Here is a 12609-nt window from a genome sequence, read left to right on the forward strand (position 1 = left end):
CGGTTAAGCAGCGCTGTCCCGCCCCACGCTCAAACATGACTGCTGATCAGGTCAGACGGGTGATTCGCAGCGAGTTGACGATGAAGTCATTGCCACCCTCCGCACCACTGCCGCCCCCTTTGGCCTGGTAGTTATAAAGTACAACTTCCGCACCGCCCATACTGCCGACAAACTCGGCATCCAGGACATACCATTGCTGCCGGGGTATAGAGACTGGGCCTTTGAGGGTCTGCCCTGCCACATATATAGCCAAGAGCGGATCGTTATAACCCGACTGATTATAGATAGTTGCATCCACCCGATAACGGTGAGCGCTGTTGAAATTACGCACCGCATTGAACAATACACCCGCGTTCGAGGCTGGCCAGAGTGCGGTGACGACTTGAAAACCGGTGCCCGACATATAACCGCCCGCCGCACCTGCACCGGCACTCCAGGGCCCATAGCTTCCACCCGGAAAGTTGGATACAGCGTCCGTCCACGAATCGTTGATGATGTAGCTCGCGGTTGGAAACACTACGGCTCGCCATTTGTCCGTGCCGCCATCGTAGGCCACTCGAGTCTCAATCTGAAACCGGGAGTTCCTCGGCAGCGCTGTCAAAACGTTACGCAGTACTGCCTGGTTCACCAGGCCATTTATCGCGTCGTTAGTCTTGATCACATAATCCGTCAGCACCTCCTGCGATCGCCCCTCTCCCATCAACGTAATCCATACACGCTGCCCTGCTTTACTTAACGGCCATTGGCTCAACGTCAACTGAGCATTGCCCGCAAAGTTGTTCAAGTCGATGACCGTTCCGTTGGCCTGATAATTAATTGTGGGCGTTGGCAACAGGGATGGCGCAATAGCCCCGACGGTAACGGTTTGAACGGTTGACTGAGCCGTTCTTCCACCTCGTTGAATCGAATACTTCAACTGCACCCGGCTATTGACACTGTGATGCAGCACCTGAGCCGCCGTCAGGTCGAACACTACCGCGCCACTCGCATGACCACTCAGGGTGGTTTGATACTGACTTCCATCCTGATAAATCCAACTCAGTGTGATGCTGTCCGTGGCAAGCATGCCAGGGTATTTAACCGTCACACCGGTGTTGTATTGAATAGCCAGCGGATCAACTGTCGTCACTTGCGCAGTGGTTGAAGCGCCGTTGAGTGTTGGGTAGGGCAATACATCGGGAGTCGGTGTACCTACCACCCTGACCACACTGGTGCCCGAATGCCCCAGTGGCGAACCAGTGCCGGTTTGCCACTCGAACCTTAAGCTGACCGTGGCATCCGTCAGCGAGCTGAGCACGTCGTTGCCGATAGGAATGCTCTCCCCCCGCAGGTTTCTGTCGGTAACCGCAGGCAAACGAAGGGTGCGGGTTGACTCTCCATACTCGGTAACCTGGGTAATCACCAATATGAGCACAACGCGGTTGCTCGGGCTCGGCGTCGGCGTCTTGCGCGGCAACGCAACCAGCGCGGCAAAGCGTGCCGCGCTGAACTGATCCAGATCGACGACAGAGGCTTCGACCTCGTTTACCGTGAAAATCGGCGGGTCAAGCAGGCTGGGGTCCAGTTCGCTGTTGAGGAGGTATGGCCGGGAATAGGCGTATTTCTCACCGGAGGTGTTGTTCACTACGTCGCGCACCATGAACTGCACACTCACCGGGCCGTACAGGTTGCCCGCCTGGATAACCGACGGGCTGATAAAAACCCGGATCGGCCCCGGCCCGGCAGCCTCGTCCGGGCTGACAACATGGTCGATCGTCGTGGCGCCGTAGGCGACGGTGACGGTGTCGTTCTTGCGGATGTTTTCGTACCTGGTAATCAGGCACCACAGCCCGCTTGTGATGTTGGTCGGATTAAGGATTGCACCCGCCGCAAACCCTTCAACCGACAGGATCAAGCCTCTGTGAAATTGTTCGGACGCCCAGAACGTCAGGCCACCGGGCCGCTTGGTTTTCACCAAGTAGGTTTCAGGCATCGAGCGCACCAACTGCCCGCTGGCAGCGCGCGTGACCTGGCCGTACACCGGGAACTCGCCTTCCGGAATCTTGGTCTTGGGGATGGACAGGTTGTAGCGATCACTCACCTTGGTGACGACGGCCGAGGCCACCGCAATGCTCGAGTCCCGCCAGTAGATCGCGTAAAGATCGTTGACGGTGGCGGCATACCAGTTCTCAAAGGTGAAGAGCGCATTGGGGTCGGTTTCGCGCTGGCCCAGGCCCCACTTCGCGGTTTCCGGGTACAGGGCCTGAGCCAACGGAACAGACGGATAGACCGAATAGGGCGGCGGTGAGAGTTCTTCAGTGGGGGTGGTCATGGCTATCACCTTGCTGGTTGGGACGCACGCAAATGGCGTCACGGGCAAGGTCAATGAAGCGCTTGGGACCGTCATTGAATCTACTGTCAGAACTGACAGTAGCGATAAATGGTAGAGCGCGTTGCACCGCGTCAGCCAGCGGCCAGGCTGGCGAGCCATTGCAAGCGGCAACGTAAAAGGGACAGCCTGCGCTGACGCAGTGCTGTCCCCTGCACTTCTTGTGCGTTTTGCCTGAGGTACCGAAGGGCCTAAATCGGGACGAAACTCACACTGTCCGAGCCGTTATTGACGACCAGGACTACGCCGGCGGCGGGTGAGAAGGCTATGTTTGCAGCGTTGCTGAACCCGGTGAGGCGTTTAGTAATCTGGTTGGTGTTGGTGTTGATGATGTACACCGAATCGCGATTGGACCCAATCCCACCAGGGCCCACGCCTCCCACCCAGAGCTCGGGCGCATTCGGGTTACGCGTGATGCCCCACGCCCAATTGATGCCCGTGATTTTCTGGATGATGAGGTTACTCATCAGGTCAACAACCAGGACGCCATCCACGTCACTGACGTAGGCGTAGCGCGCCGGACTGCCTGCACTGAAGGCTATTTGTACGGGCCGATTGGTACCACTGATTCTCGCCACGAGCGCATTGCGGGTACCGGCGCTGATGATATCCAGCACCGAGGCTGAAGCGACGAGCACCTGTGTTTGTTCCGGGTTGACCGCCACGCCGAACGGGTTCACCCCAACGGCGACCCGACCGAGAACGGCGCCCGAGGCGGTATCATGGACGGACACAAAGGAATTTCGAGTGCAGGCAACAAACAATCGCGAGCCATCCGCCGTAATGGCGAGTCCCGAAAGGTCGTTGCCGCCCGCGATCGGAACCGTCGAAAGAATCCTGTACGTAGAGGTGTCGATGACGGTGTAACTTGAGCCGTCAAAATTGCCCACATACAGACGCCGGTTGTCTGGACTGAGCACCGACAGGAACGCCGAGTTCACGTTGAAGAGGGTGTAAATGACTTTACGCGCCCTCACATCAATGACTGAAACCGAATGGCTAAACTGACAGGTTACAAAGGCCCGCAGCCCATCGCTGGTGATACTGATCCCGTGGGGGGCCATCCCGACATCAACCGTCTCGGTCAACCCGCCGCCCTGGGCTTGAAACGTCAGTTCCTGAATAGCCGAGGATTGTGTCTTGGTCCCCGTCGTCACCTCATAAGACAGCTTGATGAGCTGGCCTGGGCTTTGCGCGATGATTTGCGCGCTGATGGAAAACAGCACCAGGCCGCTGCTCACCCCGGCCTGCACGGGAATACTGGCAACAGTGCCATCGGCAAAGGTCCATTTGAGCCTGATGATCTGCGCCTCGGTCATGCCCTGGTACGCCACGGCCACAACGGCGCCACTCAGATAGTTGCTGGCGAGGACGACCTGAGGCCCTGTTTTGTTATCGAAGGCAGGTGCCAGGAGCCTCAACGCCGACGTGCCGACCACTTGGACCACACTGGTGCCCGAGCGATTGAGCACCACTCCCCCAGCGGTTTGCCACTCAAAGCTCAGGCTGATCTTGGCATCTGTCAGCGAGCTGAATACGCCGTTGCCGATGGGAATGCTCTCGCCCCGCAGGTTTCTGTCGGTCACCGCTGGCAAACGAAGCGTTCGGGTTGACTCGCCGTACTCGGTTACCTGGGTAATCACCAGTATCAGCACAACCCGGTTGCTGGGGCTCGGCGTCGGCGTCTTGCGTGGCAAGGTGACCAGCGCCGCAAAATGTGCCGCGCTGGACAGATCAAGATCGACGATAGAGGCCTCAACCTCGTTCACCGTGAAGATCGGCGGATCCAGCAGGTTGGGGTCCAGTTCGCTGTTGAGAATGTAAGGCCGGGAATAGGCGTACTTCTCCCCGGAGGTGTTGTTCACCACATCGCGCACCATAAATGCCACGCCCACCGGACCGTGCAGGTTGCCCGCCTGGATAATCGTCGGGCTGATAAAAACCCGGATCGGCCCCGGCCTAGCCGCCTCGTCGGGGCTGACAACATGGTCAATGGTCGTGGCGCCGTAGGCGACGGTGATGTTGTCGTTCTTGCGGATGTTTTCGTACTTGGTAATCAGGCACCACAACCCACCGGTAATGTTGGTCGGATTAAGGATCGCACCCGCCGGGAATCCCTCGATGGACAGGATCAAGCCTCTGTGAAATTGCTCCGCAGCCCAGAACGTGAGGCCACCGGGACGCTTGCTCTTGACCAGGTAGGTTTCAGGAAGCGAGCGCACCAATTGACCGCTGGCCGCGCGTGTGACCTGCCCGAACACCGGGAATTCGCCTTCCGGGATCTTGGTCTTGGGGATCGTCAGGTTGTAGCGATCAGCCACCTTGGTCACGACAGCCGAAGCCACCGCCATACTCGAATCGCGCCAGTAGAGCGCATAAAGATCGTTGACGGTGGCCGCGTACCAGTTCTCGAAGGTAAAGAGCGCGTAGGGGTCGGTTTCACGCTGGCCCAGGCCCCACGTCGCGGTTTCCGGGTAAAGCGCCTCAGCCAATCGGACAGCAGGGTAGACCGAATAAGGGGGTGGAGAGAGTTCTTCAGTGGGAGTGGTCATGGCCATACCTTGCTGGTTTAGCGCGCTGAAACGGCGCGACGGGCAAGGTGAATGAGGCGCTTGGGGCTCTAATCGAATCTACTGTCAGAACTGACAGTGGCGACGAATGGTAGGCTTGCAGGAAAAATCCGACAGACACACGCGGGATCGAACATCTGTTGTTACCCACCCATTTTCTTACATATTTTTCACGATTTATTCACATCCCCAGACGTAGGGTGAAGCCTCATCCGTTACAAACGTTGCACATCAAGCCCGCCGCCCCAGCGGGCTTTTTTTTGCGTTGGATAAAGGCTTATCGCGCTGCCTTGGTGGCGGGCGCTGCCGCTTGTTCACGAATGGCACGCTGGGTATCCAGCACCTTGGCCAACGCGGTTTCAGCTTCAGCGCTTTGCTGCGGCACACGAATCGCGGCCGACACCAGCGTGATCAACTTGGCCATTACCTCGGCGTCCGTGGCCGGGCGGCCCAGGCTCATGGAGTTCATCAGCAGGCGCAGTTCGGTGCCCGCCATCACCCCGGAAATCGCCTTGAGCGCAAATTGCAGGCGCACGCCCAACTCATTGCGGGGCAGGTCCGGCAAGGCCAGTGCGAACGCTTCGAAAAAACGCTGGAACACCGGCTGATAATGAACCTTGAGGTATTCCTGGATAAACGGCGATGTGTCGCTGTAAACCCGACCCAGGAAACGAATGAATGAGCGCCCTTCCCCGCTGGCGGGGTCACTGCGCTCCAGGCCCATGGCCGGGGCGAACAATACGCCAAGCAAGGTATCGCAATCGAGGGGCCCGTCGGATTCGGCTTCGCAGCGCGCAAGCAGTTCCAGGCGCTGCTCGTTGAGCGGCTCCAGGCGCTGCATCAGCAGGGTTTTCATCAGGGAATCCTTGTCCCCGAAGTGGTAGTTCACGGCGGCCAGGTTCACCTGGGCGCGCTCGGTAATCTGCCGGAGCAGAACGGCATCGTAGCCGTACTTGATGAAGAGAGCCTCTGTCGCATCCAGCAGTCGAGTCTTGGTAACGTTTGGAGCGCTGAGTTTCTTCGCGACCATAGGAGTTCCACGGGGGAAATATTGTTTTAAAAAATAATTTGATTTTTTATACCGGGGCAGCCCTTCGAAAGCAAGTACTGACACTGCGCTGTCCATCTAAAAGCCTGTATAACCGGGACTTCCGCGACTCGCCGAGGGCATCGCAAGTCGCTCGAACGCGTGCGCGATAAATTCGTTTCAAAGGGTAAAACCGCTCTACATCCATGGCTGGCGAAGCGCATGGAACGCGGTTACTATTCAAACAATATTTTAAAAACAAGAAATAAAACCAGTCCGTGACGCGTACCAGGCAGCTCCCGAACTTGTTACAAGGATTTACCGGGCGCAAGCGGCACCGTCGAGACTGCAGGCGTAGTCATGATGACAGATACCCCCGCGCACCCAGGCTTGATTTCCCTGCAAGGCATCGGCAAACGCTATCAGCTTGCCGGCCAGGAACTGACCATCCTCAATGATGTGTGCCTGTCCATCGCCAGCGGCGACAGTTGCGGCATTCTCGGCGCCTCCGGCTCCGGCAAAAGTACCCTGCTCAATATCCTCGGCCTGCTGGATTTGCCCAACTGCGGCCAATACCGCTTTGCCGGCCACGATATTTTCAGCGCCAGCCCCGATGAGCTGGCGGCGATCCGCAACCAGCAGATCGGTTTCGTGTTCCAGAGCTTTAACCTGCTGCCGCGCCTCAGTGCCCTGGACAACGTCGCCCTGCCCTTGAGTTACCGTGGCGTGTCGCGCCACGAGTCGGTGGAACAGGCATTGCGCATGCTGGAACAGGTCGGCCTGGCCGAGCGCGCCCACCACCGCCCCGCCGACCTCTCCGGCGGCCAGCGTCAACGCGTGGCGATTGCGCGTGCGCTGGTTGGCAAACCCTCGGTGATTCTTGCCGACGAACCCACCGGCAACCTCGACAGCACCACGGCCCAGGAGATCATGGATCTGCTTCTGGGCCTCAACCGCGAACAGCAAGTGACGCTGATCATCGTCACCCATGACCCGCATATCGCCGAGCGCCTGGAGCGCAAGATCCTGGTACGCAATGGCGTGGTGCATGAGGCCGGGCGCCTATGAGCTTGCGGGTCGAGCAGAGCCTGAGCCAACTGCTGCACGAAGCGTTTGTGAGCCTGCGCACCCTGGGCAAGCGCTCGGTCCTGGCGCTGCTGGGCATCGTCATCGGCAGCTCATCGGTGGTGGCCTTGATCAATATCGGCCATAACGCGGCGGTGGATGCCGCGATGATCTTCAAGGACATGGGCACCGACACCCTGGTTGCCCAGTTTCCGCCCAAAGGCAACAGCAGCGCGCCGATGCGCGCCAGCCTCGACCTTGAGGCCGTGCGCGACACCGTGCCCGGCATTGCCCATATCGGCGCCCTCAGCGTGTTCGGTGGGCCGATCGTGTTCCACGGCCGCACGGCTAACGCCAACCTGGTCGGCACCACAGCCGATATCAAGGACGCCATGCGCCTGGTGGTGCGCGACGGGCGCTTTCTTTCGCCCTTCGACGCCAGTGAAACCTACGCCGTGATCGGCGACCAGCTCGCTCAGGCTCTGGGTATGCCGGGTGATCCGCTGAAACCGGGCGACCGCATACGCATCAACGACTACCTGTTCCTGGTAGTGGGCATCCTGCACAACCAGGCCCGCGCCATGCTCATGCCGGTGCAGGCCAACGAATCGCTGTTCATCCCCGCCGAAGGCATGCGCCGCATCTACCCGACCCCGCAAATCGGCAACGTGATTATCCGCGCCACGCCGGGCCAGGACATGGAGCGCATCGCCCGCGACGCCTCCAGCGCCTTGAAACGCCAACTCACCGGCCACGATGTCGACATCCAGGTGCCCCAGCAAATGATCGATGGCATGACCCGGCAAAGCCGCACGTTCGCCTATTTGTTGCTGGCGCTGGGTGCGATCTCGCTGGTAGGCGGCGGCGTCGGTGTGATGAACGTGATGCTGATGAATGTCTCGGAGCGCCGCCGTGAGATTGGTATTCGCATGGCCCTGGGCGCGCGTCAGCGTGACATCCGCAACCTGTTCCTGCTCGAAGCCGTGACCCTGACGGCCGTCGGCGCACTGTGCGGCGCCGTGCTGGGCATGAGCGCCGCCTGGCTCTATGCCTGGCTGTCGGGCTGGGCGTTTGCCCTGGCCGCGGCCGCCCTGCCCCTTGGGGTGGGCAGTACGTTGCTGGTGGGCTTGTTCTTTGGCATCTACCCAGCGGTGTCCGCCTCGCGGCTGCAGCCGGTGGAGGCCTTGCGTGATGAATAAATGGCCGCTGTTACTGGTGATGGCAAGCCTGCAGGCGATGGCTGGCGACGTGGTGATCAACCCGTCCGCGCCCAGCAGCACCCGCACAGGCTACGAGCGCGGCGTGTCGTTGAATGCCCAAGTCACCACCCTGACCCTGGGTGATGCGGTGTACCTGGGCTTGCGCAACAACCCGGCAATCCGCAGCGCGTACCTGCAACGGGTGGCGCAGAAGTTCGACCTGCGCGTGGCCGAAGATGTGTTCAACCCCAAGCTCACGCTCAACAGTTATTACCGCCAAAGTCGCGGCACCGCCGATAACTCACGCAACGCCAACCTGGCCCCGAACGCCACCTTGCTCGGCGAATACGGCACGCGGCTGAGCATGGCCTGGACCCAACAACTGAACAACGCCGATCGCGCCGGCCGCTATCGCAGTGACGGCCTCGACCTGGCGCTCATCCAGCCGCTGGCGCGCGGCGCCGGTTGGGACGCCACCACCGCGCCGCTGCGCCTGTCGCGCCTGTCGGAACAGGCCAACCGGCTCAACCTCAAGGCTACCGTGGCGCAGACCATCAGCCAGATCATCGCCACGTACCGCGAACTGCTGCGTGCCCAGGAGCAGTTGAGCATCGTCCAGGATGCGCTCAAACGCTCCAACACGTTGCTGGAGGTGAACAAGGCATTGATCAGCGCAGGCCGCATGGCCGAGTTCGAAATCGTGCAGACCGAAGCTGACATCGCCACCCAACAACTCGGCGTCGAAGAAGCGCAGAACCAGCTCGATACAAGCCGCCTGGCCCTGCTGCGCCTGTTGGCGCTGGACCTGTCGACGCCCATCCGCGCCAGCGAGGCGCTGGAGGCCAGGCCGATGACAATCGACAAGCGCCAGGCCTTCAACCTGGCGCAGACCCAGCAGCCGGAATACCTCGCCGCCCTGCTGGGCAGCCAACAGGCCGACCTCAACCTGGTGATCGCCAAGGATTCCGGGCGCTGGCAGGTCGACCTGGTGGCCGGGGCCAACCAGATCCGCGATGCCTACAGCAACAACGACAACGGCAATGGCAACGGCAACAACCGCACGTGGAACAGCTACGCTGGCGTGCAGGTGCAAATCCCTATCGGTGACATCAGCACGCGACAGGCCGAGGTGCGCGCGCGGGTCAACGTCGAGGACCAGCAGATCCGTATCACCGATGCGCGTCAGGAGCTGGAACGCAATGTCAACGACGTGGTGCGCGACCTCGGCACACGCTGGCGCCAATATGAAATCTCCCAGCGCGCTGTCGAGCTGTCGCGGCGCAAGATCGAAATCGAGCGGGAAAAACTCAGTGCCGGGCGCTCCACCAACTTTCAGGTGTTGAGTTTCGAGACCGACCTGCGCAACGCCGAGAACGCCCAGCTCAATGCGCTGATCGCTTATTTGAACGCCCAGACCCAGCTCGACCTGACGCTGGGCATGACGCTGGAAAGTTGGGAAATCGCCCTCAATGACTACTGATAAAAAACGCCTGCTCGGCGCTGTATTGGCCGTGCTGCTGACCGGCACAGGTATTGCCGTGCTCAGCCATCGCAGTGACGCCGGGCAAACCCGGACGGCCGAGCAATGGCTGGCGGTAAAACCCGACGCACTCGTGCACCAGATCGGCCTGGTGGGCAAGATCGAACCCGAGTCCACCGTCACCCTGACAGCGCCGTTCGACGGCAACGTGCTGGACAACCTGGTCGAGCAAGGCCAGCGCGTCGACGCCGGCCAGGTGCTGTTGCGCATGGACCCGGCCACCCTCGAGGTGCAGCTGCGCGACGCATTGTCGGCCCAGCTCAAGGCCCGGCGCACCGTGCAAGAGATGCAAGACTGGGACAGCAGCCCCGCCGTCAGCCGTGCGCGCCGCAGCCTGCGCACCGCCGAAATGACCGCCGGCAACACCCAGCGCAAACTCACCGAAAGCGAAAACCTGTTCAAGCGCGGCATCATTCCGCGCAACGAACTGGACGACCTCAAACAGCAGACTCAGCAGCAGCAACTGGACCTCGCCTCCGCCCGCAGTGAACTGCAGCAGGCGCAGGGCCAGGGCCAGGGCGAATACAAGCAGATCGCCGACATGGAACTGACCAACGCCACGGTCAAGTACGACGCCCTGCACAAACTGCTCGATGGCAAGGAGGTCAAGGCGCCGTTCTCCGGCATCGTGGTGCCCGCCCCCGGCAGCACTACGTCGACGCCAGGCGGTGGCAACAGTAACGCGCCGGTGCAGGCCGGCAGCAAAGTCAGCCAGGGCCAGGTGCTGTTCGGCCTGGCGAACATCGAACGGCTGAAAATCGTGGCCAAGGTGTCGGAGCTGGACATCAACCAGCTGCACCAGGGCCAGGCGGTGGAAGTGATGGGCGATGGCTTCGACGGGGAGCGGCTGATCGGCTCGGTGAGTGTGGTCAGCGGCTTGGCGATTGCCAGCGACAGCCAGGGCAGCGCGCAATTTCCAGTGACCTTGTCGATTCCCAAGCTGACGCCGCAGCAACTGCAGCGCGTGCGGCTGGGGATGAGTGCGCGATTGACCATTGTCACCTACAACAATGAGCAGGCGATTGTGGTGCCGAGCCAGGCGATCAACCGCGCTGACATGACCGTGGAGTACCGCGCGACGATGGACCAACCGGTGGAGCGGGTGAAGGTCACCACCGGGCAGTCGACCGCGCAGGGGGTGGAAGTGTTTGGCCTCAAGCCTGGTTTCGTGAAGATTGGAAGTTGAAACGCCGATCAACTGTGAGAGTGGGCTTGTCGGATCGCCGCACCGCTGCGATGGCATCAACGGCTTATGCCTGATGCACCGAGTTGCCTGCATCGCAGGCAAGCCCGTTCCCACAAAAAGGCAGAGCACCGCGGTGTGGTAGAAGCACTCGGTTGAACTGTGGGAGCGGGCTTGCTCGCGAAGGCGGTGGGTCAGCCCGCTCTTGTGCAACTGACACACCGCCTTCGCGAACAAGCCCGCTCCCACATTAGATATTTGTCAGCTTCAACGCCAACGCCTTGGCCTGAATCGCCACGTCGGTCACCGCCGTGCTTTCCCACCACATCCCGCGCAACGGCGGGCCCATGGCGAACAGGCGCCGGCTGACAGTGCCCTCAGCATCCACCACAGCGCCCGACACATCCGCCGCAATCCCCAACGCCAAAGGCCCGGGCTGGATCAACCCACGCTTGAGCAACTGCTGGGGCAACGGCCGGGCCACTCGGCGCCAGTCGTACTCAATGCCACTGGAATTGATCAACGCCGCCCCCGGCACGTGCGTCACCTCCTGCTCGCCGCGACGACGCAAGCGGACAGTCACGCCGCCGTCCGAGGCCACCACGCCCTTGAACGACGCTGCGTGAACCCGCAACCGCCCTTCGTCCTGCAACCGTGCCACCAATTGCGCGCTCAACGGCGGCGAACGGTGATGATGACTTTCCCACCACGGCCGTACATGGCGCACGAACTGGCGTTTTTCGACGTCGCTGGCCTGGCTCCACAAACGGGCAACATGCGCACGCACGGTGTCCAGCGGCGCCTGCCAATCGATGCCTTGCTGCAGCGCGCTGCGGCATTGGCGGCGCACTTCGCGCAGCAGTTGCCTGGGGCTGCGCAGGCGATGGTCCTCGGCGAGAAAATCCACCCAGCCCGGCGGCTGCCGCCGTACATGCGGCAGCAGCCCGTGGCGCGAAAAAATCTCGATCGGGCCTCGATGGCCTGCCTGCTCCAGCGACACCACGGCATCCACCATGGTCAGCCCGGAGCCGATGATCAGTACCGTCGATTGCGGGTCGATCAGGGTCATCGCCTGCACATCCCACGGGTCCACGGCTGCCGCGTTCAAGCCGCTGGAGTCGGTCTGCGGCGTACGCGCTGCGGGAAACATGCCGGTGGCCAATACCGCGAAAGCGCCGCACAGTTGCTGGCCGTTATCGAGTGTCAGCACTGTGGACCTTTCATCCACGTGCAGGTCGATGACCTCGCCACGCACATGCTCCACCGTCGCAGCCGACAACGCCTTGGCTTCGGCCAGCCGCTGCTGCGCGTACAGCCCGAAGATCCCGCGCGGCGGAAACAGCTCACTGATCGGCACGGCTTGCTGGTGCGCCTGCGGCCACCCACCGGCGCCGATGTAGTCGGTGAGCCATTGGGTCAGGTCGTCGGCGTTGTCCGGGTCGACGCTCATGCGCGCGGCGTTGCCGTTCAAGGTGTGGCCCAGTTCGACCGCGCTGTACGCCTCGCCACGGCCCAGCTCGGCGCGTGGTTCGATCACCAGGATGCGGCGCTGCCCGGGCAGGCGCAGCAATTGCACGGCCAACATCGTGCCGCTCAGGCCGCCGCCGATGATCAAGACATCAGCGTTGCGGATGGATTCAGTCATGCACATTCGCCC

Annotated in this window: 8 protein-coding genes; 4 read left to right on the forward strand and 4 right to left on the reverse strand. The window is 61.3% G+C overall.

Annotation, left to right across the window (positions count from 1 at the left end; translation table 11 throughout):
• Window positions 1–46: 46 nt before the first annotated feature.
• The 3 genes from C4J83_RS18860 to C4J83_RS18870 form a co-directional block, all read right to left on the reverse strand.
• Window positions 47–2311 carry a hypothetical protein gene (locus C4J83_RS18860; protein WP_124417901.1) on the reverse strand — a complete coding sequence of 755 codons (2265 nt, stop codon included), beginning with the start codon at window positions 2309–2311 and terminating at the stop codon, window positions 47–49.
• A gap of 248 nt (window positions 2312–2559) precedes the next feature.
• Window positions 2560–4920, reverse strand: a complete 2361-nt coding sequence (locus C4J83_RS18865) for a YncE family protein (protein ID WP_124417902.1) — start codon at window positions 4918–4920, stop codon at window positions 2560–2562.
• 295 nt (window positions 4921–5215) lie between these two features.
• Entirely contained in the window at window positions 5216–5968 is a 753-nt protein-coding gene (locus C4J83_RS18870) for a TetR/AcrR family transcriptional regulator (protein WP_106578771.1), read from the reverse strand.
• 357 nt (window positions 5969–6325) lie between these two features.
• Here C4J83_RS18870 and C4J83_RS18875 point away from each other — a divergent pair, with 357 nt between their 5' ends.
• From C4J83_RS18875 to C4J83_RS18890, 4 genes are read left to right on the forward strand one after another with little or no spacing between them, the layout of a single operon-like run.
• Complete coding sequence (locus C4J83_RS18875; protein WP_119739874.1) at window positions 6326–7033, forward strand: ABC transporter ATP-binding protein; 708 nt, start codon at window positions 6326–6328, stop codon at window positions 7031–7033.
• Complete coding sequence (locus tag C4J83_RS18880; protein ID WP_124417903.1) at window positions 7030–8229, forward strand: ABC transporter permease; 1200 nt, start codon at window positions 7030–7032, stop codon at window positions 8227–8229. Before C4J83_RS18875 ends, C4J83_RS18880 begins: the two co-directional genes overlap by 4 nt.
• Window positions 8222–9709: a TolC family protein gene (locus C4J83_RS18885; RefSeq protein WP_124418895.1), complete on the forward strand. Its 1488-nt coding sequence runs from the start codon at window positions 8222–8224 to the stop codon at window positions 9707–9709. The genes C4J83_RS18880 and C4J83_RS18885 overlap by 8 nt, the downstream gene beginning before the upstream one ends.
• Entirely contained in the window at window positions 9699–10955 is a 1257-nt protein-coding gene (locus C4J83_RS18890) for an efflux RND transporter periplasmic adaptor subunit (protein ID WP_124417904.1), read from the forward strand. Before C4J83_RS18885 ends, C4J83_RS18890 begins: the two co-directional genes overlap by 11 nt.
• A gap of 247 nt (window positions 10956–11202) precedes the next feature.
• Here the strand turns inward: C4J83_RS18890 and C4J83_RS18895 are convergent, their stop codons facing one another.
• Window positions 11203–12597: an FAD/NAD(P)-binding protein gene (locus tag C4J83_RS18895; protein WP_124417905.1), complete on the reverse strand. Its 1395-nt coding sequence runs from the start codon at window positions 12595–12597 to the stop codon at window positions 11203–11205.
• Between the last annotated feature and the right edge of the window lie 12 nt (window positions 12598–12609).

It is taken from the genome of Pseudomonas sp. LBUM920, assembly GCF_003852315.1.
GTDB lineage: Bacteria > Pseudomonadota > Gammaproteobacteria > Pseudomonadales > Pseudomonadaceae > Aquipseudomonas.